23 protein-coding genes are annotated in these 22353 nt (G+C 66.1%); 5 read left to right on the forward strand and 18 right to left on the reverse strand.

Translation table 11 applies throughout. From position 1 onward, the window contains the following. Positions 1 to 2: 2 nt before the first annotated feature. The 6 genes from AC1DPF_RS01895 to AC1DPF_RS01920 all read right to left on the reverse strand — a co-directional run bounded on the left by AC1DPF_RS01895 (position 3) and on the right by AC1DPF_RS01920 (position 5188). Positions 3 to 1016 carry an SDR family NAD(P)-dependent oxidoreductase gene (locus tag AC1DPF_RS01895; RefSeq protein ID WP_477959409.1) on the reverse strand — a complete coding sequence of 338 codons (1014 nt, stop codon included), beginning with the start codon at positions 1014 to 1016 and terminating at the stop codon, positions 3 to 5. Continuing rightward, positions 953 to 1831: an SDR family NAD(P)-dependent oxidoreductase gene (locus AC1DPF_RS01900; RefSeq protein ID WP_477871700.1), complete on the reverse strand. Its 879-nt coding sequence runs from the start codon at positions 1829 to 1831 to the stop codon at positions 953 to 955. The genes AC1DPF_RS01895 and AC1DPF_RS01900 overlap by 64 nt, the downstream gene beginning before the upstream one ends. Then, positions 1831 to 2601: an SDR family NAD(P)-dependent oxidoreductase gene (locus AC1DPF_RS01905; protein WP_477871698.1), complete on the reverse strand. Its 771-nt coding sequence runs from the start codon at positions 2599 to 2601 to the stop codon at positions 1831 to 1833. Before AC1DPF_RS01905 ends, AC1DPF_RS01900 begins: the two co-directional genes overlap by 1 nt. 303 nt (positions 2602 to 2904) lie before the next feature. Further along, positions 2905 to 4056 carry a thiolase gene (locus AC1DPF_RS01910; protein ID WP_477959411.1) on the reverse strand — a complete coding sequence of 384 codons (1152 nt, stop codon included), beginning with the start codon at positions 4054 to 4056 and terminating at the stop codon, positions 2905 to 2907. After that, complete coding sequence (locus AC1DPF_RS01915; protein WP_477871694.1) at positions 4053 to 4421, reverse strand: Zn-ribbon domain-containing OB-fold protein; 369 nt, start codon at positions 4419 to 4421, stop codon at positions 4053 to 4055. Before AC1DPF_RS01915 ends, AC1DPF_RS01910 begins: the two co-directional genes overlap by 4 nt. Next, positions 4418 to 5188: an enoyl-CoA hydratase/isomerase family protein gene (locus AC1DPF_RS01920; RefSeq protein WP_477959413.1), complete on the reverse strand. Its 771-nt coding sequence runs from the start codon at positions 5186 to 5188 to the stop codon at positions 4418 to 4420. Before AC1DPF_RS01920 ends, AC1DPF_RS01915 begins: the two co-directional genes overlap by 4 nt. Positions 5189 to 5342: 154 nt before the next feature. Between AC1DPF_RS01920 and AC1DPF_RS01925 the strand changes: the two genes are divergently transcribed. The 4 genes from AC1DPF_RS01925 to AC1DPF_RS01940 all read left to right on the forward strand — a co-directional run bounded on the left by AC1DPF_RS01925 (position 5343) and on the right by AC1DPF_RS01940 (position 8057). Next, positions 5343 to 6524 carry an acetyl-CoA C-acyltransferase gene (locus AC1DPF_RS01925; RefSeq protein WP_477959415.1) on the forward strand — a complete coding sequence of 394 codons (1182 nt, stop codon included), beginning with the start codon at positions 5343 to 5345 and terminating at the stop codon, positions 6522 to 6524. Between the two features lie 88 nt (positions 6525 to 6612). Beyond that, positions 6613 to 6843, forward strand: coding sequence for a biotin/lipoyl-containing protein (locus AC1DPF_RS01930; protein WP_477959417.1), 231 nt, complete (start codon positions 6613 to 6615; stop codon positions 6841 to 6843). A 3-nt stretch (positions 6844 to 6846) separates the two neighbouring features. Next, entirely contained in the window at positions 6847 to 7152 is a 306-nt protein-coding gene (locus AC1DPF_RS01935) for a hypothetical protein (protein WP_477959419.1), read from the forward strand. Positions 7153 to 7154: 2 nt separating this feature from the next. Beyond that, positions 7155 to 8057: an NADP-dependent oxidoreductase gene (locus tag AC1DPF_RS01940; RefSeq protein WP_477871684.1), complete on the forward strand. Its 903-nt coding sequence runs from the start codon at positions 7155 to 7157 to the stop codon at positions 8055 to 8057. A 55-nt stretch (positions 8058 to 8112) separates the two neighbouring features. On the opposite strand, the gene AC1DPF_RS01945 is transcribed toward AC1DPF_RS01940, so the two are convergent. Further along, positions 8113 to 9285, reverse strand: a complete 1173-nt coding sequence (locus AC1DPF_RS01945) for a DUF1214 domain-containing protein (RefSeq protein WP_477959421.1) — start codon at positions 9283 to 9285, stop codon at positions 8113 to 8115. Positions 9286 to 9472: 187 nt separating this feature from the next. On the opposite strand from AC1DPF_RS01945, the gene AC1DPF_RS01950 reads away from it, so the two are divergent. Continuing rightward, entirely contained in the window at positions 9473 to 10366 is an 894-nt protein-coding gene (locus AC1DPF_RS01950) for a LysR family transcriptional regulator (RefSeq protein ID WP_477959423.1), read from the forward strand. A 9-nt stretch (positions 10367 to 10375) separates the two neighbouring features. On the opposite strand, the gene AC1DPF_RS01955 is transcribed toward AC1DPF_RS01950, so the two are convergent. From AC1DPF_RS01955 to AC1DPF_RS02005, 11 genes are all read right to left on the reverse strand, one after another. Next, the gene (locus AC1DPF_RS01955) at positions 10376 to 11056 is read right to left on the reverse strand and encodes an SDR family NAD(P)-dependent oxidoreductase (protein ID WP_477959425.1); all 681 of its coding nucleotides are present in this window, start codon (positions 11054 to 11056) and stop codon (positions 10376 to 10378) included. A gap of 10 nt (positions 11057 to 11066) precedes the next feature. Beyond that, positions 11067 to 11621: a nuclear transport factor 2 family protein gene (locus tag AC1DPF_RS01960; protein WP_477871676.1), complete on the reverse strand. Its 555-nt coding sequence runs from the start codon at positions 11619 to 11621 to the stop codon at positions 11067 to 11069. A 36-nt stretch (positions 11622 to 11657) separates the two neighbouring features. Continuing rightward, entirely contained in the window at positions 11658 to 13391 is a 1734-nt protein-coding gene (locus tag AC1DPF_RS01965) for an N-acyl-D-amino-acid deacylase family protein (protein ID WP_477871674.1), read from the reverse strand. A gap of 111 nt (positions 13392 to 13502) precedes the next feature. Beyond that, complete coding sequence (locus AC1DPF_RS01970) at positions 13503 to 14609, reverse strand: epoxide hydrolase family protein (protein ID WP_477871672.1); 1107 nt, start codon at positions 14607 to 14609, stop codon at positions 13503 to 13505. A 3-nt stretch (positions 14610 to 14612) separates the two neighbouring features. Beyond that, positions 14613 to 15470 carry a metal-dependent hydrolase gene (locus tag AC1DPF_RS01975; RefSeq protein ID WP_477959427.1) on the reverse strand — a complete coding sequence of 286 codons (858 nt, stop codon included), beginning with the start codon at positions 15468 to 15470 and terminating at the stop codon, positions 14613 to 14615. Positions 15471 to 15496: 26 nt separating this feature from the next. After that, positions 15497 to 16789: a cytochrome P450 gene (locus tag AC1DPF_RS01980; RefSeq protein WP_477871668.1), complete on the reverse strand. Its 1293-nt coding sequence runs from the start codon at positions 16787 to 16789 to the stop codon at positions 15497 to 15499. 74 nt (positions 16790 to 16863) lie between these two features. Then, the gene (locus AC1DPF_RS01985) at positions 16864 to 17397 is read right to left on the reverse strand and encodes a MarR family winged helix-turn-helix transcriptional regulator (RefSeq protein ID WP_477871666.1); all 534 of its coding nucleotides are present in this window, start codon (positions 17395 to 17397) and stop codon (positions 16864 to 16866) included. Between the two features lie 42 nt (positions 17398 to 17439). After that, on the reverse strand, positions 17440 to 18663 hold the full coding sequence (locus AC1DPF_RS01990; RefSeq protein WP_477959429.1) for a cytochrome P450: 1224 nt from the start codon (positions 18661 to 18663) through the stop codon (positions 17440 to 17442). 182 nt (positions 18664 to 18845) lie between these two features. Continuing rightward, positions 18846 to 19493, reverse strand: a complete 648-nt coding sequence (locus tag AC1DPF_RS01995; protein ID WP_477871662.1) for a TetR/AcrR family transcriptional regulator — start codon at positions 19491 to 19493, stop codon at positions 18846 to 18848. A 31-nt stretch (positions 19494 to 19524) separates the two neighbouring features. Next, complete coding sequence (locus AC1DPF_RS02000) at positions 19525 to 21120, reverse strand: GMC family oxidoreductase (protein ID WP_477959431.1); 1596 nt, start codon at positions 21118 to 21120, stop codon at positions 19525 to 19527. Then, the gene (locus AC1DPF_RS02005) at positions 21117 to 22271 is read right to left on the reverse strand and encodes a serine hydrolase domain-containing protein (protein WP_477959433.1); all 1155 of its coding nucleotides are present in this window, start codon (positions 22269 to 22271) and stop codon (positions 21117 to 21119) included. Before AC1DPF_RS02005 ends, AC1DPF_RS02000 begins: the two co-directional genes overlap by 4 nt. Positions 22272 to 22353: the final 82 nt, after the last annotated feature.

Raw genomic sequence — 22353 nt, forward strand, 5'->3', positions numbered from 1 at the left:
CGTCAGCCGCGTTCGAGGTCGGGCCCGAAATCGGCGGCAGTTCCGCCGGTCCAGGGGAAATGCCCGAAATAGCGCGCGCCCGCCTCGGCCTGGCTGTGGACCACCGTCAGGCGCTTCTCGTCGAAGATATCGGGCAGGGCGGCGGCAACGCGCTCGGCATCGATCGCCGGGTCGCAGATCTCGCCGGTCTCGGCCATGACGAGGCTCGACAACCGTCCGCCGCCGGTCAGCAGGATACGCCCCGTCTCGGTGCAGTCGCGGCTGAGGAACCAGCTCATCGCCGCCGCCACCTGCGCCGGCGCAAGATTGTCGCGGAACCATGCGACGGTGGCGCCGTCCGGGATCTGCTCTATCATCCGGGAATAGGAGGTCGGCATGACGGCGTTGACCAGGATGCCGAGCGGCCTGCCCTCGATCGCGGCATCGAGGGTAAGGCCGAGCATGCCCGCCTTCGCTGCGGCATAGGGCGCATTGCCGCCGACGCCGAGCACGCCGTTCGAACTGACATTGAGGATGCGGCCATAGGATTGCGCGGCCATCGACGGCCACACCGCCCGCATCAGATGATGGCCGCCGATCAGGTTGACGGCATAATGCCGCTCCACCTGGTCGTCGCGGTGGGCGGTGAACGGGCCGGGAATCGCAGTCCCGGCGTTATTCACGAGGATGTCGACCCTGCCGAACGTCTTGATCGCCGCCTCCACGATCGAACGGGCGGCATCCGCCGAGCCTACCGCCTCGCCATTCGCCACGGCGTGGCCGCCGCCCGCGACGATCTCGGCGGCGACGGCGACGGCCGAGCCCGATTCTCCCGCCCCCTCGCCGAGCACGTTGCCGCCATAATCGTTGACCAGCACAGTGGCACCGCGCCGCGCAAGCTCGAGGGCATAGGCGCGGCCCATGCCGCCGCCGGCGCCGGTCACGATCGCGACCTGATCATGGAAGCCGATCGTCACCGCGCGGCCTTGGCGAACTCGGGCATCATCTCCGCGGCCGATGCGAAGGAGCTCGTCCATTCGGGCTGGTGCTCGAGCCGGGTCATCACCTCGTCGAGCGTTCCATCCGCCAGGTCGTGGATCGGTCCTTCGAGGATCTGCACCCGGCGCACATGGCCGGCGCCGGCGTGATAGATGCCGCCCGAGCTCCGGCAGCGATCGCTGCTCAGCCAGCCGACCACGGGGGCCACCTTGTCGGCCGAGGCATATTCGGCCCATTGCTCGCCGAAATGTGCCGCCGACATCGGCGTGTAGGCGGCAGGCGCCACCACGTTGACGCGGATGTCCGCCGCATAAGGAACGTCCAGCGCGACCGAACGCGCGAGCCCGATCATCGCCGCCTTGGACGCGCCATAAGCGGCCGATTGCGTCTGGCCCCACAGGCCGGCGCTCGAAGCGGTGAGGACGACGCGGCCGTAGCCGCTGGCGAGCATCGCCGGCCAGACCGCTTTCAGCCCGAAGATGCAGCCCCACAGATTGATGTCCACCACCTCGCGCATCGCGTCGATCGTGACCGTGCCGAAATTGCTCCAGCGCACCACGCCGGCATTGCTGACGAAGATGTCGATCCCGCCGAAGTGCCGCAGGGCAAGCGCGGCCATCCCGGCCGCTGCCTGCTCGGATTCAACCGGCCCATCATGGGCAACCGCCCGTCCGCCGGCCGCCATGATCTCGTCGACCACCGCCTGCGCCGCCGACCGGCCATCAGGCGATAGCCGGTTGCTGACGACCACCGCGCAGCCGCGCGCGGCGAGCCAGTGGGCATAAGCACGGCCGAGACCTTTCGCCGCGCCCGTGACGATGGCCGTTCGGCCGGTAAAGCCGATGTCCGCCATCACAGCATCGTCTGTCCGCCGTCGACGTTGATCGTCTGGCCGGAGACATAGCGGCTGTCGTCGCCGGCAAGGAACAGCGCCACGGGGCCGATGTCCCCCTCGCAGTCGCCGAAATAGCCCAGCGAGATATCCTTGCGATACGCCTCGGCCTCGGCCGGATGCGCTGCCAGATACTGCACCGCAACCGGGCTGAGCGCCGCCGGGCAGATCACATTGACGCGGATCTTGTACTTGCCGAGTTCGCGCGCAGTGGAGCGCGAAAGCCCCCGGATCGCCTCCTTGGTTGCCGCATAGGACGAGAAGCCCACTCCGCCATAGATGCCTTCGCGCGACCCGAGGTTGATGATCGAGCCGCCCCTGGCCTTCATGTGCGGGACCGCAGCCTGCATGTGGTGGATGGTGCCGTAGAGACCGGACTCCATCGTCAGCGCCAGCGTCGCGTCGTCGAGATCCTCGAACATCGTCGCCGGCTTCGACGTCTGGGCATTGTTGACGAGGATATCCAGCCCGCCGAACAGGTCGACGGCCTTCGCAACGGCCGCGTCGGCATCGGCGCGGACACCCGCGGTGCCGGTGACGAACGCCGCCCTGGCGCCGAGCTTCCCGATCTCGGCGACGGCAGCTTCCAGCTTGCCAGCGTCGCGGCCGGTAATGAGGACCGCCGCCCCCTCGCGTGCATAGGTGCATGCAATGCCGAAGCCGACGCCCTGACCACCGCCAGTGATGATCGCGGTCTTGCCGCTCAGCTTGCCCATGTCTGCCGTCTCCATCGCTTCACCCTCTCCCGAGGTGGATGGAGGGGACAGCGGCGGCCGGTCCACGTCAATGCCGCAGCAGGGTTGGGCGCCGGGTCATCACCAGTCTGATCGGTTCGGCCACCAGGATCGCGGCGGCGGGCAAGGCTACGTCTCGTTCGGCGGCAGCCGGCTAGAGCGGTATGTGATCCGATTACATCGGATTGGCCGCTCTAGGTCTTTGATTTTACGCGATATGCGAGTCGTCAGGTGATTCCACCTGACTTCATATCGCTCTAGCGTGCGGGCGCGCACCCCCGAGGGCTGGCCGGCAACCGTTCAGCCGCGCGCGAGAACCACGGTCGCCTCGCTCGACAGCACGCCGCCATTGCCATGCGCCACCGCGAGTTCGGCATTCTGCACTTGTCGCTCGCCCGCTTCGCCGCGCAGCTGCCGGACGGCTTCCACCAGCAGGAACAGGCCATACATGCCGGGATGGACGCAGGAGAGGCCGCCGCCATTGGTGTTCACCGCGAGCCGGCCGCCCGGCCCGATCGCGCCGTCGGCGACGAAGCGCCCGCCCTCGCCCTTCGGGCAGAAGCCGAGATCCTCGAGGAACAGGATCGGCGTGATCGTGAAGGCATCGTACAACATCGCGAGATCGATGTCGGCCGGGCCGACGCCAGCCTGCGCGAAGGCCTGCGGGCCCGAGATCGCCGCGCCCGTCACCGTCAGGTCGGGCATCGAGCTGATCTCGCGATGGGTGACCGCGTGCGCGGCGCCCAGCACCTCGACCGGACGCCTGGCGCAGTCCTTCGCCCGATCCGCGCGCACCATCACCACGGCGGCAGCGCCATCGTTGAACAGGCAGCAATCGCGCACCGTCAGCGGATCCGAAACCATGCGTGCCGAGAGCACCTCGTCGATGCCCAGCGGATCGCGCATGGCGGCTTCGGGGTTGAGCTGCGCCCAGCGCCGCGCCGCCACCGCCACCTCAGCCAACTGCGAACGGGTGGTGCCGTAGAGATGCATGTGCCGGCTCGCGGCCAAGGCATAGGAGGAGATCGGCGCGAGTGGCCGGTAGGGCGCTTCCCAGGGGCTCTGGCGCGTCATCCCGACGGACAGCGGCGGGTTGCTTGCCGGGTTCGATCCATAGGCGATCAGCGCGCAGTCGATCAGCCCCGCCTCCAGTGCGAGCGCGGCCTGCTGGACATAGACCTCGAAAGCCGAGCCGCCGGTGCGGTTGCAATCGACGACCTTCGGCGTGAGGCCGAGATATTCGGCCAGCTCCATGCCGCCGAGCGCCTCATAGGGTGCCGAGGTGTAGAGCGCGTCGACGTCGGACAGCGTCAGGCCGGCATCGGCAAGCGCCAGCATCCCCGCGCGCGCGGCCATGTCGACCGCCGAAACGCCGGGGCACCTGCCGATGCCATAGGTGGCCGCGCCGACGATGGCGGTGCTTCTGCTGGGAAATCCGCGGGCGATGCTCATGCCGGCACGAAGACGAGCAACGGCGTCTCCCCGTCGCGAACGATGCGCGCGCGCACATCCATGCCGATCCGAACCGCGTCGGCATCGACGCCGTCGACCCTGCTCATCAGCCGCGGACCTTCGGCCAGATCGACCAGCACGACGTTATAGCTGTCGGCCGGGTCCTTCTTGCGGACGACGGTGACGGCATGAACAATAGCGCGGCCCGACGCCTCCACCCATTCCAGGTCATCGGCGCCAGTGCCGGGTTCGACGATGCGGGGGTAGAAGACATGCCCGCCGGTAGATCGGCTGCGCTGGATCATGAAGCGCCCCTCGGCCAGGTGTGCGCGCCACTCCGCTTCCGGCTGGATCATCGTGGTCATCGCCCGGCAAACACGGGCTTGCGCTTCTCGCGGAAGGCGCGAAGCCCTTCCTCATGGTCGTCGGTGCGGCTCGCGATCGGCTGCATCGTCGCCTCCATGTCGAGATATTGTTCGAAGCTGCTGTTCCAGGCGAGGTCGAACTGGCGCTTGGCGAGGCCCATCGCCACGGTGGGGCCTGCGGCAAAGCTCTCGGCAAGCGCCATCGCCCGCTCCATCAGCCTGTCGTCGGCCACCTTTTCATACACCAGTCCGAGCGACATCGCCTCCTCGGCCCCGATGATGCGACCCGAATAGATCAGTTCCTTGGCCTTCTGCGCGCCGAGTTGCTGGCGCAGATGCCATACGATCCCGCCGTCGGGCGCGAGGGCGATGTTGCGGAAGATCGCCGCGAACTTCGCCTTTTCGCCGGCCAGGACGATGTCGCAGGCCAGCGCATAGGACCAGCCGACCCCGACGCACACGCCCGGCACCGCCGCGATGGTCGGCTTCTTGAGCGCATAGATCGCCCGGGCGATGCGGTTGAGCGTATGCATGCGGTCGATCGACCCCACCACGCCGCCGACCCCGAGGGCACCGACATCCATCCCCGAGCAGAAGGCGCCGTTCGCGCCGGTGAGGATGACGGCGCGAACCTCAGGGTCGAGCGCGATCTCCTCGAATCCATGGTACAGCTGGCCGCGCATCTCATGCGTAATCGCGTTCTTCGTTTCGGGACGATTCAGCGTCACGGTCGCGACCGATCCATGCTTTTCGATATCTATGCTCATCAGGCGCTCCAAGCCGGTGTCCCCCCGGTGTGTTGGCGGAAGACCCGACGGTCAAGCGACGCAGCAAACATCGCAAGCATGATGACCTCCGCGGCGCATGGAAAGCGCGGGACGCCGCCTTTATCCCCGCATCCGGACCCAAGGGAGGGCAGTCATGAAGGAAGCGGCGATCGTCGCCACGGCGCGAACCCCGATCGGCAAGGCCCATCGCGGCGCCCTCAACAATGTCCATGGCGCAACCCTGGCCGGGCATGTGATCGCCGCGGCCGTCGCGCGCGCCGGTATCGATCCCGGCGAGATCGACGATGTCCTGCTCGGTTCTGCGCGGTGCGAGGGCGCGGTCGGTTCGAACATCGCGCGCCAGGCGGCACTCAGGGCCGGCCTGCCGGTCAGCGTATGCGGCGTGACGCTCGACCGGAAATGCGCCTCGGGCCTGCAGGCCATCGCCTTTGCCGCACAGCGGATCAGAAGCGGGGAAGGCGGGGTGCATGTCGCCGGTGGGGTCGAGACCGTTTCGCTGGTCGATCCCCATCGCAACCTGTTTCGCAACAAGGACGAATGGCTGATCGAGCACAAGCCGGAAATCTACATGGCGATGAACCTCACCGGCGACATCGTCGCGCGCCGCTATGGGGTGAGCCGCGAGGCGCAGGACGAATTCTCGGCGATCAGCCAGGCGCGCACCGCCGCCGCGCAGGCGCACGGGCTGTTCGACGCGGAGATCGTGCCGATCGCCGCCACGCGGAACATCGTCGACAAGGCGCTGGCGGTGACCGGCCAGGAGCAGGTCCTGTTCGATCGCGACGAATGCAATCGTCCCGGCACCGCCGTGGAACAGCTGGCAAAGCTCAAGCCGCTGTTCGAGGGCGGCACCGTCACCGCAGGCAATTGCAGCCAGCTGTCCGACGGCGCGAGCGTGTGCGTACTCATGGATGCGGACGAGGCATCACGCCGCGGCATCCCGATCCTCGGCCTTTACAAGGGCATGCAGGTGGCCGGCTGTGAGCCCGACGAGATGGGGATCGGGCCGGTGTTCGCCGTGCCCCGGCTGCTGGCGCGGGCCGGGCTGTCGGTCTCGGACATCGACCTCTGGGAGCTCAACGAGGCCTATGCGAGCCAGGCGCTCTATTGCCGTGATCGCCTGGGCATCCCGCAGGACCGCCTGAATGTAGATGGCGGCGCGATCGCGCTCGGCCATCCGTTCGGCATGACGGGATCGCGGATGACCGGCCACGCCCTGCTGGCCGGCCGCCGGCTGGGCGCCCGCAACGCGGTGGTGACGATGTGCATCGGCGGCGGCATGGGCGCCGCGGCCCTGTTCGAGCTGGCTTCCTAGCGGAAAGAGCATTCACAAGGCGCGTCCGTCGATATCGTTGCCGCCATCATGGCCTTGACGCATTGAGGACATTTGAAGGAGTTTGCAGGTGACTGTTGAAGTTCTGCTCCCGAAAATCGGATTTTCGATGAACGAGGGCGTCCTGGCCGAATGGCTGGTTCAGGACGGCGGACAGGCGGTCGAAGGCGGGCCGCTCTTCACGCTGGAATCGGAGAAATCGACCCAGGAGGTCGAAAGCCCCGCGACCGGCACGCTGAAGATCGTCGCGCAGCCCGGCGAGACCTATGACGTTGGCACCGTCCTTGCGCGGATCGACTGAGCGATGCGCTGGATCCTGCATATAAGTTCACGCGCACTGCCCGGCCGCGAAGCCGAATATGATCGCTGGTATGGGGAGACCCATGTCGGCGAGGTGCTTGCGCTCCCCGGATTTCTGTCGTGCAAGCGCTACCGGCAGTTTGGCGTGGATGGCCAGCCCGACGGCGTCTTCGTGGCTCAATATGAGGTGGAGACCGACGATCCACCGGCGCTGCTGCAGGCGTTGTTTGCCGCGGCGCCGACGATGCGGCTAACCGACTCGATCGACAGCGCCAGCGTCTCCTGCTCCTTCCTCCAACCGCACGGCTGAGCATGCGCGCCATCGTGATGCACCGATATGGCGGCCCGGATGTGCTGGAACTCGGCGACATTCCACGGCCGAACCCGCAGTCGGGCGAAGCGCTGGTCCGGATCCGGGCAGCCGCGGTCAATCCGGCGGACGGCAAATGGCGGGCGGGGATGTTCGCCGATTTCGCGCCGATCGGCTTTCCCCATGTCCTGGGCTACGACATTGCCGGCGTCATCGAGGGTGCGAGCGATTTTCCGGAAGGCACCCGGGTTGCGGCCATGCTCGATCCCTTCACCAAGGGCGGATATGCCGAATATGCCGCCGTGCGCCATGATCGGCTGGCCGTCCTGCCCGATGGCCTTTCCTTCGAACGTGCGGCCGCGGTGCCCACCGCCGGCCTCACCGGCTGCCAGCTGGTTGAAAATGCCGTCGATGCGCGGGCGGGCCAGCGCATCCTGCTCACCGGCGCGGTGGGCGCGGTGGGCCGGTTCGCGCTGCATGCGGCGCGGCTGCGTGGCGTCAGCGTCGTTGCCGCCGTGCGCGCCGCCCAGAAAGCCGAAGCGATGGCGCTCGGTGCCGACGAGGCGATCATGCTGGGCGAGCATGGCTGGTCGGGCGAGCCGTTCGATCATGTCGTGGACACCGTCGGCGGCCCGTCGGTCGCCGCCTTGTGCCGACACCTCCGCGCCGGCGGCAAGATCGCCACGGCGGCCACGACGCCGATCGATCCGGAGGGCCTGGCTGCTATCCCGCAGTTCCACGGGGTCACGACGGATGCCGTGCGGCTCGCGCGATTGCTGGAGGCCGTCGCCAATGGCGACGTCGAGGTGCCGATCGCGAAGATGCTGCCGCTGGATGCGGCGGCGGAGGCGCAGCGCCTGACCGATGCGGGCGGCGCGGGCGGCAAGATCATCCTGATGGCCTGACCGCCCCGCCGTCGGCATCGTCCCATCGCCGATCAATGCGGCGATGGGCGTGGCGTCACCATTTGCGGCGAAGCTGCGCGCCGATCCGGCGACGGCGCAGCGCCTCCTGCCGTTCCGCCTCACCGATCCGTGCGAAGGGCGCGGGCAGATGATCGGCGAGATCGGCGAATTTCACCCGGGTGATGCTCGGGGTCGGATGGCTCGAGCAGCGATACCAGCGGCCGATCAGCATGCCGTAGCAATGGCCGCCGCTGTCGAGCCAGTTGGCGACGCCGGGATCCCGATGCGCGAGCACGGCACGGAACCTGCCATCGGCGTCGACCCGGGCCTGGAGGCCGTTGAGGCTGGACTGGCGGTAGACATAGTCGACCTGGTTCCAGAGGCCGTCGATCACCTGGATGTTCCAATAGGGCCGCTGTTCGGGCAGCTCCGATTCGATGATAAGCGCCTCGTCTTCGCCGATGTCGAACACCGTCTCCCAATAGGCCTGCGGCCAATCCTGGCCATTGCCGAGCTCCTGGAAGCTGGTGAGATTGAAGCGGTTGACGAAGCCGCGCTCGGCGCACCGGGCGACCGCGCCGATCGAGATCTGCGACAGGTTGCGCACATAGCCGCCGAACAGATGCGATAGCCGGGCATCGGTCTGTTCCGGGGTAAGCGGCGGGCGGATGGCCGGCGCGTCGAGCCGCTCGATGGCGAGGCGCAGGTCGCGCTCCTTGCCCCAGTCATAGGAGAATTGCCGAACCAGGATGAAGTCGGCCTGGGGCGGCAGGGACAGCCAGTTGCCGTCATGGCCCGCGGGCCGTTCCGTACTGAAGATCACCTCAAAACGGCCATCGGGATCGATGTCCAGATCATCGAGATCGTAATTGCCGAGGCCCTGGCCCGGAGCGGCGTCCATGCCGATGATCCGGTTGCCCAGCGCGAAGCCTGCGACCGGCGCATCGCCGCGCTCGCCGATCACCCGATAGACGCCGTGCCCGTCGACGGGAGCATAATAATAGACCGCGTCGGGATTGGGCTGCGCCAGGAACACGGAATTCTCGAACGGCGCAAATTCCGGATGATCCGGCGTCGACTGGAACAGCAGGAAATAGCCCTGCGACAGATTCATGGCGAACTGGCGCCAGAGCTGGGCCTTCATCGCCTCGCTGGCGGGAAAGGCTGTGCGGGCGAGGAGCTCTTCCGCGGGCTTCAACAGTTCCGCATAGTCGGCCCAGTTCCTCATCCCGTCTCTCCTGCCGTCAGTTTCGTTCAAGGTGGCGGATCGGCTCCAATGAAGCCAGCTGCCCGATATCGTCGGCCTGCCGCCGGACGAACCAACGCATCCATGATGGCGGCTTCCTCCCATCGTTCGACAAAGCGTGATAATGTCGCGGTCACATGCAACGATTATTTGGGATTGGAACATAGCGGTGGACCGGCTGACGTCGATGGAAGCCTTTGTGGCGGTGGCGGAGCTTGGATCCTTCACCCGCGCGGCGGCCAGGATGCGGATGTCGGCAGCGATGATGACGCTGCATGTCGCGCGGCTCGAGGAGAAGCTCGGCGTCCGCCTGTTCAACCGCACCACCCGCCGTGTCGACCTGACCGAGGATGGACGACAGCTGCTCGATCATGCCCGCGCCGCGCTCCACGCCTTCACCCTTGCGGAAAATGCGCTGAAGCCCGGCAGCGGACTGACGGGCCGGGTGCGCATAGACGCGCCGGCCTCGATCGGGCACGGCTTCGTGGTTCCGGCGCTGGAGCTGTTCCACCGGCTATACCCGGATATCGTGATCGACCTGAGCCTAGGCGATCGCGGCACGGTGTTCCGCGCCGACGGCTTCGATATCCTGCTGCGGGTCGGCGAGGCCCCGTTGTCGGGTTGGATCAGCGTGCCGCTGGGCGCGACCCGGCTCGTCTGCCTGGCCGCGCCCGATTATCTGGAGCGCAACGGCACGCCCGCGGCGCCCGAGGATCTGAACGATCATCGTTGCATTCTCTATGCCAGCGTCGAGGGGCCGGGCGGCGATCCCTGGAGCTTCATCCAGAACGGAAAGCGCCTGCGGATAAGGCCGCCGGCCGCTTTCACCTTCAACGATGGCGCGGCGATCATGGCGACCGCCTGCGCGGGGCTGGGGATCGCGCAGAATCTGGAGATGCTCGCGCATGAGGAGCTGCGGACAGGCCGGCTGCAGCCGGTGCTGGAAAGTTGGACCAGGCCGACCCTGCCAGTGGTGCTGATGAGTGCCAAGGACCGCTATGCGCTGCCCTATGTCCGCGCCGTGATGGACTTCCTGGCCGAGCGGGTCGACTGGCGCCTTTGAACGGTCGGCTCAGCCGCCGCGGGTTACGGGGATCAGCGCTCCGCTGATCGCCCGGGCAGCGGGAGAGGCAAGGAACAGGATCACGTCGGCGAGCGCCGCAGGCTGAACCCATTTGCCGAAATCCGCATCGGGCATGTCGGCCCGATTGACGGGCGTGTCGATGATGCTGGGCAGCAGCGCGTTGACGGTGATATCGCTGCCATCCAGTTCGGCGGCCAGGCTCTCCGTCAGCTTGTGGACCGCCGCCTTCGAAGCGGCATATGCGCCCATGCCGGCGGCGGCGGCCACCGCAGCGCCTGCGCCGATGTTGACGATGCGCCCCTGCTTGGACTTGGATAATTCGGGAAGAGCGGCCTTGGTCATGGTGACGCAGGTGGTCGCATTCATCGCGAACATCCTGTTCCAGGTGTCGCTGCCGCCATCCGCCAGCGTCTGCCAGACGAAGCCGCCGGCGATGTTGACGAGCACGTCGATCCCGCCGAACGCATCGGCCACCGCCGCCACGGCCTTTTCGGCCGCCGCACGATCGGTCAGGTCTATTCCGCCCAGGTCCAGCGCCCCATCCAGCTGCTCCGGCGCGGAGGCCGCGAAATCGATCCGGGCGACCTGATCGCCCTGTGCCGCGAACGCGGCCGCAACCGCGCGTCCCAAGGTGCCGAACCCGCCGGTGACTATGATTGATCGTGCCATGGCCGCTCTCTTATTCGCCACCGCGCTGGCGCGTCAACGGCCGGACATAAGATATGTCCCCCTTGTCGCGGCGGCTGGGACCGGATTTGTGGAGCAGCTGCTCGGCAGCTTCGGGCAGCCGGTTTTCCATGAAAAGACCGGCCTTCTCGTTCACGCAGACGCGGTGCGCGATCCGCCATTCGCCGTGGCGTCTTTCGAACCGGTCGACATAGCGGCCGAAAGCGAGGGTGGGCGGCCCCATGCGATTCTCGCCCCAGAAGATATAATAAGTCTCGCCATGGGCGGTATCGCCATCGAGATCCAGCACATGATTGGCGATGATATGCTGATGCAGGGTCTGATATTCGCGATGCCAGCCAAGCGCCCAGTCGACGAACTCGGCCGCGCCTCCCTCTGCCACGCCATGCTCGTCGAACGCGTCGGGCCAATATGCGGACAGCATCAGTTCGCGGTCGTGGCGGTCCACGCCGCGCGTGTAGCGGTGCAGGCATTGCAGGATATCGGCACGATCCTTTTGCTCGCGCACGAACGCAATGAGTTCGGGCGTCAGCTGCGTATCGGACATGGCGTTTCCTTCGATGGGAGGCAGTAGGAGCAACAGTCAGGCGGCGGCAGGCGCCGCGCGGGCGCCGCGGATGAGCCGCCCCGGCAGGGCACCGGTCGCCACCCCGTTGCGATAGGTGACGACTCCGCTGACGATCGTCGCCTCATAACCATCCGCGCGCTGCGACAGCCGGCGCCCTCCGGCCGGCAGATTATAGGTGGCGTGCGGTGCATGAAGGTGCAGCCGTTCCATATCGATCACGTTGACATCGGCCTTGTAGCCCGGCTTCAGCAGCCCGCGGTCGCCGAGGCCTACCGTCTGCGCCGGCTCATAGGCGAGCTTGCGGATCGCGTAGGGCAGCTCGATCTTGCGGTCGGGCTCCGCGTCGCGCACCCAGTAGGTGAGCATATAGGTGGTATAGGCGGCGTCGCAGATCATGCTGTAATGCGCGCCACCATCGCCGAGCGCCGGCACGGTATGCGGGGTGTTGAGCAGATGGCGGCCGGAGCTTTCGAATTTCTCGCCCTCGGCATTGCCCATCGGGCGATAGAGCACTTCATGGCCGTCGCGCTGGAGCAGCGCGTCGTAGATCAGTTCCCTGGGATCGACTCCCTGGGCGCGGGCGCGGGCGGCGATGCTGTCCTGCGCACGAGGGTTATAGTTGGGCGGATCGCCGAGAACGAACAGCGCGTCGAGATCGGACACGATATATTTGAAGAAGGGCTGCGGATCTTCCGGCGATTCTGCGATCAACCGCCGGCGGAACTCTGGGTCGCGCATCCGCACCACCTTCTGGTCGAGCGGCAGATGCTCGATCTCGCGGAAACTGGGGTTGAGCGAGAAGGGATGGAGCGACAATTCCAGGCCCAGCAAGCCGCCGGTCGGGCGCGGGATCACCTGGCCGCGGATTTCGAGCCCTTCCTTGTTGGCCTGTTCGAGATCGTCGAGGATCTCGCGCCAGTCGCCGGGGTTCTGCGGCGTCTGCATGAAGGTGAACGAGACCGGGCGGCCCGAGGTCGTGGCGATCTCGCGCAGCAGGTCGAAGCGCTGGCGCGCGGTGATGTCATAGCTGGGCACCATCTGGAACACGCCCTTGCCCGCGTCATGCAGGCCGGCGGCCAGCGCCAGCACTTCCTGGTCTTCCGTCGGCACCGAAGGTGCCAGCTCCCCGGAGCGGAAACGGTGCGCATAGCTGCGCGATGTCGTGACGCCGATCGCACCCGCTTCGATCGCTTCGCGGGTCAGCCGCCGCATCTCGGCAAGATCCTCATCGGTCGGCGGTTCGAGCTGTGCGCCGCGCTCGCCCATCACATAAACGCGCAGCGGGCTGTGCGGCAGCTGGGCAGCGAAGTCGATGTCGCCATGCCGCTTTTCCAGCGCGTCGAGATAGTCGGGGAAGCTTTCCCAGTTGAACGGCACGCCTTCGGCCATGACGACCTCGGGAATGTCTTCCACCCCTTCCATCAGCTTGATCATAAGCTGATGGTCGCCGGGTTTCACGGGTGCGAAGCCGACCCCGCAATTGCCCATGACGACCGTGGTCACACCATGGTCGGACGAGGGGGCGAGCCGGTTCTCCCAGGTGATCTGTCCATCATAATGGGTGTGGATGTCCACGAAGCCTGGCGTGACGATCTTGCCGCGGGCGTCGATCTCCTCGGCGCCCAGGCCATCGATCGTGCCCATGGCCGCGATGCGCCCGTCGGCGATCGCCACATCGGCCATGAAGGGTGCCCCACCGCTGCCGTCGAACAGCGTTCCGCCGCGAATGACGATATCGAAATCAGGCATGGTTCCGCTCCTTCATGTCAAGGCGGCCCATCGGATCATCGCCGCGGCCGCCACGCTTTGCGCCAAGACTATTCTTTGTTCGACCACCGCACAAACGCATCAGTTCAGCCTTCAGCCCTGTGATAACTGCGCGAAAAAGCTTCCGACATTCGCCGCAAAGGCCACCGGCTCCTCCAGCGCCGCGAAATGGCCGCCCGACGCCATCTGTTGCCAGTCGGCGACGTTGAAGGCGCGTTCGGCAGCACTGCGCGGAGGATAAGGCATGAACTCGCGCGGATAGAGGGCCAGGCCGGTCGGCACCTCGATGCGCCGGTGCGGCCGCTGCTCCGTGAAGATGCTGTGGTACATCCAGATTGCCGACTGGACGGCGTCGTTCACCAGATAGACCATGATGTTGTCGAGCAGCCAGTCCTTGGAGAAACGGCTCTCGATGGCGCCGCCCGTGTCGCCCCAGCCATGGAATTTCTCGGCCACCCAGCCGGCGAAGCCGATCGGCGTGTCGGCCAGGGCGAGGCCGATCGTCTGCGGCTTGGTCGCGTGCTCCATCATATAGGCGGACTCGCGCAGCTGTACCGCGGACATCGCCTGGCGATAGGCAGTCGTCTCGGCATCATCGCCCTCCGTGGATGCGGGGGCCATGAACAGGTTGAGATGGATCGCGGCGACCACGTCGCCATGATCGGCGCCCAGCGAGGCCGTCACCGCCGATCCCCAGTCCCCGCCCTGTGCGCCGAAGCGGGCATAGCCGAGCTTGTCGATCATCAGCTCTCGCCACATGCGCGCGACGCCGGCCGGCCCGATCGGGCGAGGCGGGCGGCTGGAGAAACCGTAACCGGGTAGGGACGGAATGACGAGATCGAAGCCCATTGCAGTGAGCGGCTCGATCACGCCCATGAACTCCAGCACCGATCCAGGCCAGCCATGGGTCAGCAGGATCGGGAAGGCCATGGCCGGCCCGGTGCCGCGCACATGGATGAAATGGACATCGACATCGTCGATCCGGGTCCGGAAATGCGGCAGGCTGTTGAGCTCCGCCTCGCAGCGGCGCCAGTCATAGCCGGTGCGCCAATGGTCGAGCAGCCCCGCCAGCCATCGCGCGTCTGTGCCGTAACGCCAATCGGCATCATCGGCTGGCGCATAGCCGACCTCGCATAGCGCCAGCTTCGCGGCGATGCGGTCGAGCTTCGCCTGGGGGACATCGATGCGGAAGGGTTCCACCGATCAGGCCGCCTGTTGCCGGCCCATGTCGCCGCCTTTCTCGAATCGTTTCAGATAGTCGCGAAGGCCCCGCGGCTCGGGCTTGTGCGCCGGATCGTAGAAGGGCGAGAAAATCTTCAGCAGCTCGGGGCCGGTGTTGCGCTTCATGAAAGCCTGGAAGGCTTTCAGGCTCGCTTCCGACCGCTCCAGCTCTTCGGCGCTCATGGCGCGGCGGTCCGCGTCGATCATCGCCTGCGAGACGCGCCTGCTATAGTCGCCGAGATGGCGGACCACGCGGACGAAGCCATAGCATCGGTACAGCCAGCCATTCCAGAAACGTCCCCACAAGCTGCGCGCATAGAGCGCCCGGAACAGCCGGAAGCAGACCTCGCGATGCTCATATTCCTCCGCCATGTGCCACTTCCAGAGCGCGACGGCCTCATAGTCGGCGCCTTCGAGATAGGGATCATATCTCTCGAACCACATCTTGGCGGCGGGCGCGCCCAGCGACTCGAAGCCTTCGGAGTAAGCGACGCAAAATTTCAGCGAGCGATGCTCCAGCATCTCGTCATATTCGCGCTCGATCCGCTGTTCGTGCGGGATGATCTCCGGATAGGCTTCGCGGATGTTGCGGTTGAAGCCGGCATGCTGGCGGTAATGCTGCGCTTCCTGCGCGATGAAGATGTCGATCTCGCGATGCAGCCGGGTCTCGCTGGCCGGCAGCACGGCCTTCGCTTTCATCATCACCTTGATAAGCCAGGGTTCGACGAAGACCGGGATCGTCGAGGAGGCGTTCACATTATGCGCGAACTCGCGGTTCGGCGCCCAATGCGGGCGGATCCCGGAATAATCTATCTTGGGGAAGCGGGCTTTCATCGCCATGCTCTCTTTCCTGTCACGTCCGCCGCTCAACCCCAGGCGACGGGGAGCTGGCGGCGCCCCCAGTACATCCAGCTATCGATCCGCTCGGTCTCGCCGGTCAGACGTAGCCTGGGCAGCCGCTCGATCAGCTTGCGCAGGCCGATCCGGGCTTCCAGCCGGGCGATCGGCGCCCCGAGGCAGAAATGCACCCCATAGCCGAAAGAGAGATGCCGCTTGACCTGGTTGAGCGGGCGATCGATCTTGAACATATCGGGATCCTCGAAGATGGCCGGATCGCGATTGGCGCCCATCATCGAAAACATCAGCTTGCTGCGCTCCGGCAGCTCGGCGCCATGCATGGTCACCGGGCACAGGCTGGTCCGGAAGTGCGCGTTGATCGGCGGATCGAAGCGCAGGCTTTCCTCGATGGCGTTCTCGACCAGATCAGGATTTGCCTTCAGCTGCTCCCAGCGCTCGGGCACCTCCAGCAGCCGCCACAGGACGTTGGTCAGCAGGCTGGTGGTGGTCTCCTGACCGCCGGTCAGGAAAGCGGTGCAGATCTGGAACAGTTCCTGATCGTCGAAACGCCGCCCTTCGACCCTGCTGACAAGGCCAAGCGAAATATAATCGAACGGCAGCACCGTACCCCAATGCTCAAGGGTCGGATCGGTGATGCCCGCCTCGCGCAGCAGCTGCTTGCGCTGCTCGATCAGCCCCGTGAAGTGCGGCATGATCTCGGCAATCAGCGATTGTTCGGCGTTCGGGTTCTTGTCGTTGAACAGCAGCGACTGCAGCTCGTCGGCCCAGCGCTTGTAATTGGCGTACATCGCCTGATCCGCGCCCAGCATGAAGCACATCGTGCGCGCGGGCAGGGGGAGCGCGAAGAGGTCGTGGAAATTGCCGCTCTTGTCCTCGCGGCGCTCGAGATCCGCGACCAGCTCCTCGGCGATCTGCTCGACTTCTGGCTGGTAATATTTCATCCGCGACGGCGTCATGCCCTTGCGCAGGGCGGAGACATATTCGAGGTGAAAGGGCGGATCGGTCAGGATGCCGAAATCGCTGAACTCGCTCCAGTCGACCGGCCCATCACCCCATTTGAACGACCAATAGGGATTGTCGGACAGGATCTTGTCGCGGATCTCCTTATAGTCGCTGGTGATGTAAAACTGATATTCGTCGCCCTGATAATGATAGAATGGGCATTTCTCGGCCAGCTTGGAGTAAGCTGGTCCCGGATCGCGCACCGTTTCCGGATCGAGCGGATCGAAAGCGAGATCCGCGCGCGTCTTCAACCGCGATTCTGCGGATTCCGGTACTGTCATCTGCGCTACTCCCGTCATCTCGTCATCCTTCGAAGCTGGCGAGATTTTTACGCCGTCAGGGGCGCCGACTGAACGGGATGTTGTTTAGGGACCTAATCATCCGAATGCGGCACGCCGATGAAGTCGCGGTCGAGCTTTTCATGCATGTCGCCCAATATCCGGCTGAAAACGGCCTTATCTGCCGGGCGGAGGCGGCGGAAGATACGCACGATCTTCGCTTCACGGGCGATCAGCAATATCGCATCTGCGATGACTTTGCGCCCTTTATCGGTAAGCTGCAGCTCGAAGGCGCGGCGATCGGCGTTGCTGCGGTCGCGCGTCAGGAGGCCGGCCTTCTCGAGGCGGACCAGCCGGATCGACAGCACGGCGTTCGAAACGTGGAGGATCGATGTCAGGTCGGTTGCGCGCAGCGCCCGGCTCCGGTCGCGGCCAAGCGAGCCCAGCAATAGAATGTCGGCGATGCTGTATCCCAGCGTGCGCGCGATCTGGTCGAGATCGGTGGCGACCAGATGGCCGACGGTGAACAGGTGCCACATCGTCGCGAAATATTCGACATCGAGCTGCGGCAGAAGCCGCGCATAATAGTCGCGCCCTGCCTCCAGTTCATCGATCGGCTTCTTAGGCATGCACCCGGTTGTGCCACCCCCCGGTGCGCATATCAGCCCGGCTCAGGGCCAGACCAGGTCGAGCCGCAATACGCCGTTGACCAGCCCGGTCGCCAGCACCGGCCGGGTACCCGGCTTGATCCGGAACTCGGGTATCCGGCTCAGCCATGCCTGCAGAAAGATGCGAATCTCGCGTCGGGCAAGCACGGCGCCGGGGCATGCATGAGGGCCGTTGCCGAAGGCGGCATGGACAGGATTCTCGCGCGTGAAATCGACCGTCAGCGGATCGGGGTTGAGTCGATCGTCCACGCCGACCAGCAGGTTGGCGGGCAGGATGCGGTCGCCTGCGCGGAACCGGACCCCTTTATAGTCGAAGTCGCCGGCAATGACACGCGCCGTGTTGGCGAGGCCATGCCGGCGGATGAGTTCCTCGATCGCGGCCTTGACGAAGGCCTCGTCGTCCAGCCGCGCCACGAGCTGGCGGCGTTGCTCGGGGTTCTGCGCCAGGAAGCGGGCGATGAAGGCGATCATGCCGGCGACCGTGTCGAGCCCGCCGAACAGGACGAGCGACGCATAGGATATCGCTTCCGCCTCGGAGATGCGTCCGCCGCCGATGTCGACATTGACCAGCTTGCTGAGCAGGTCCTCGCCCGGATTGTCGCGGCGCGCGCGGATCCATGGCAGCAGATAGGCGCCCATCAGCTGCTGGGACCGGGTGCGCGTCTCGGCCTCGCGCCCGCGCACCGAATCCTCGGCGAGCTCCAGCAGATAGGCCTTGTCGTCGAGCGGTATCTCGACAAGCTGAAGAAAGACATGAATCGGCAGGACCTTGGCGAAGTCCTCGACGAATTCGCACCCGCCCAGCGGCCGCAGCCGCTCGACGGTGTCGATCGCCACCTGCTGCACCGTCGATTCCAGTTCCGACACGATGGACGGCAGCAGCGCCTGCATCAGCGGGCGACGATAACGGGCGTGTTCGGGGGGATCCATCTCAAGCGGGATCTGCCGCGGAGTCCCCTCCGGCATCGGCGGCAGCACGATGTGCTTGTGCGAAAAGCGGGCGTAGTCGCGCTGCATGGCGACGATGTCCTCGCCCCTTGTAGCAACCCAATGGCCGCCGTTGCGCGGCGTCCAGAAAATATCCGGCGAGGCCTGCTGCACCGCGCGATACGCCGCCTGCACGTCGTCGCCGGCGCCGGGGATATCATATAAGTTGAAATCGCGGACAAGCTCGGCAGGGACATGGTCTGGTCGGGGGGCGAGGCCGCTGTCCATCACGTCTTGCATGCTTTTCCTCCTGCCTTCGTTCAGGCCGCAGCTCTGGCGCTTTCATCGCGCCTGCGCAGCGCCAGCTGACCGGGGCCAAGCCGCGCCCCAGGGGCGTTGTCGGCACCGGTGATGATCGCGACTCCCATGGCTCACACATCCATATGGAGTGAACACTACATGAATCCAGCGCGGAGCGCCTGTCAATCGGAAGGCCGTTGCCACATCATATGAGCGATCATCTGCTCCAGCGCCGTGATCAGCTCCGACCGGTCGGTTCCCGTTGAAAAGAGCGCAGGCTGAAAGAGCACCGCCGACGCGATCATGCCAAAGCCGAGACGGACCGAAATCGGATAATCCATCCCCGGCCTGCCGTCCTCGGCCGCATAGGCGCTGGACTTCGCAAAAAAATCGTCGAGGCCGCTGAACAGCATCTCAGGCTGTCCGCGATTGTCCCCCGGCATCTGGAACAGCAGCGCGCGGAACATCTCCCGATTCTCTTCGAACAGCGCATAGACGTCGCGGACGAAGCGTCGCGCATCGGTGTCGCGACCCGGATCCTTCGGATCGGGGTGACGGGCGACGAACTCTTCCATCAGCCGGTTGAACGGTGCCGTCACGACATCCTCGAACAGGCTCGCCTTGTCGCCATAATAGCGGAACAGCAGCGTCTCGCTGACGTCGGCGAGGCGGGCGATCTCCTTTGTCGTGGCGAAGGCGTAACCGCGTTCGGCGAACAGCTGCCGCGCGGCATCGCGGATGCGTTCGGTCACGGCCTCGCGTGTCCGCCGCCGGCGGCGGGGCCTGGGTTCGGATGGCTCGATCGTCGCGGTCTCGGTCATGGTCGCCATAAACAGTTCCGGCCGGGCCAAGTCCAGCAGCTTACCGCTTGCCATCCTCGAGAATCAGCGTGGCCGCGCGCCAGGCGAGTGCCATGATCGGGCCGTTGGTGTTCGCCGACACCATGGCCGGCATGATAGAGCCATCGACCACCCGCAGCCCTTCGGTGTTGCGGACGCGCAGCCGCTGGTCGAGCACCGCATCGTCGAAATCGCCCATCCGGCAGGTGCCGCAGGCGTGATAGCCGGCCTGGCCCTGGCGCCGGAAGGCGGACAATATCTGCTCGTCGGTCTGCAGCGACCGGCTCGGCTCGCGCTCGCCGACCACCATGGACCTGATCGCGGGCTGCTCCATCCATCGCCGGATATAGCGGTGCATCCCGACGGTGACGGCGCAGTCATAGGGGTGGGTCAGATATCCGGCCTGGATGCGCGCGGGCTGATCGCGATCGGCAGAGGCGATCCGCACCCAGCCTTCGCTGCGCGACCGCAACGGATAACCGAACAGCTGGATGCTGTGCCCGCGATCGGGGACGAAATTGCCCTTGGCATCGGGCGTCACCACCACCGGCGAGAGCAGAAGCTCGATATCGGGCGTGTCGGATTCGGCCAGCACCCGGGCAAAGGCGCCGACGGTGCCATAGCCGACCGCCATCGCACCGGTGCGGTTCAGATAATAGCGCAGCACATTGCCGACGAGACGCAGGCCCCGCAGGCGCGGATTATGGCTGTAGGGCACGGCTATATCATATTGCATCATCATCAGCCGGTGCTCGAGCAGATGCTCGCCCACGCCCGGGCTGTCGGCGACCGGCGTCACGCCGAGACCGCGCAGCATGCCGGCGTCGCCCACGCCGGACCGCTGCAGCAATTGCGGCGACATCAGCGCCCCTGCCGACAGGATGACCTCGCCTTCCGCAGCGAAGACCTGCGCACGGCCGCCGACGATCGCCTCCACCCCGACAGCGCGACGGCCCTCGAACAGGATCCGATCGACCGTCGCATCGGTGACGACGCGCAGGTTCGGGCGGCGCCGCGCCTGCTTCAAGAACGTCTGCGAGCTGCTCTGCCGCCGACCCTTCCAGATCGTGCGCGGCGCATAGCCGACACCTTCCTGCTCGGGCCGGTTGAGATCCTCGACACGGGGCAACCCCATCTGCTCGCCCGCCGCGATGAATGCCTCGGTCAGCGGGTTACGCTCGCGCTCGATGCTGATGCCGAGCGCGCCCTCGCCGCCGCGGACCTCGTCTCCGCCCAGTTCGTGGCGCTCGATCGCGCGAAACGCCGGGCCCATCGCGTCCCAGCCCCAGCCTTTGGCGCCGAGCGCCTCCCAATGATCATAATCCTGCGGTTGCCCGCGAAAATACATCATCCCGTTCACCGAGGAGGAACCCCCGAGCATCTTGCCGCGGATCCAGACTTCGGCGGGGATGTCGCCATGCGCCTCCGTCGGGAAATACCAGACATGCCGGGGATCGCCGTACAGCTTGGCCGCGCCGCGCGGCATGTGGATGAAGGGACTGCGGTCCTCCGGCCCCGCTTCGAGCAGCAGGACCCGGTTGCGGGAATCCGCCGACAGCCGCTCGGCAAGGACGCAGCCGGCCGAACCCGCCCCGACGATGATATAATCCCAGCTCACAACATGCCCCGGATCACGTCGCCGATCAGCGTTCGGCTGTCCTGGTCGATCTCGACCGTGTCGAACATGCGGTTATGGCAGAAGGCGACCGCCAGCTTCAGGTCGGGATCGGCCCAGCCGATCGATCCGCCCATGCCGGGGTGGCACAGCGCACGCATGTTGCGCGGGCTCGACACCGGGGGAGCATCGGCGCCGCCCAGCCAGTAGCCGGCCCAGCCGATCGGCACCCTCATCCCGAAGAAGACCGGATCGGGATCCTCGAAATGCGGACGCGGCGCCGTGAAGCTGGCAACCCGTTGCTCGGACAGGAGGCGGACACCGCCCAATTGCCCGCCATTGGCGAGCATCGCCCAGAAGCGCGCCGCGCTGCGGGCGTTGAAAATGCCGCCGACCGCCGGGATGCAGGCGCGCCGCACATAGGGGCGCTCGAAGGGATCGGGCATCAGATCGACGATCAGCGGCTGTGCCTCGCGCATCGCATTGCCGTCGGGCGCGACATAGACCGCGACATCATCGAGTCTGGCAATGCGCGGTTCGGCCTCGGCCGGGATACCGAACCACAGGTCGGTGGCGCCCAGCGGCTTGGCGATCTCCTCGCGGATGAATTGTCCGAACGGCCGGCGCTTCGGATCGGTGCGGCGGACGACCTCGCCGATCAGCCAGCCGAAGGTCATCGACTGGTAGGAGGATCGGCTCCCGGCCGGATAGGCTCCGGGCATCTCCGCGATGCGCGCGCACATCCAGTCCCAATTGGTCATCAGCTCGGGGGTTACGCCCTGCGGCATGCGCAGGACGCCCGAGACATGGCTGAGAACCTGGCGGACGGTGACGCCGGCCTTCCCGGCCTGGGCGAAGTCGGGCCAGTAGCTCGCGACCGGCGCGTCATAATCGACCAGGCCACGCTCCGCCTGGATGTGGAGCGCGGTGGCGGTGACCGCCTTGGACACCGAGAAGACGTTGAACAGCGTGTCGCCGTCGACCGGGCGGCCGGTCTCGCGGTCGGCGAGCCCCGACCAGCAATCGACGACCTGCTCCTCGCCGAGCCATGCCGCCACCTGCACGCCGATCTCCCTGCCATCGGCGACCAGCGAATCGAGCGTGCGCTGCACGGCATCGTTGACTTTGTTCGTCACGGCGTTCGTCACGGCCATCCGATCCTCTCCTCTGGCTTGTCTTCCTTTGCGCGCAACTATCAAGTAATTACTACATAGTACAGCGACCGAACGGCCGGGG

The organism is Rhizorhabdus sp. P4_G6, from assembly GCF_056401045.1.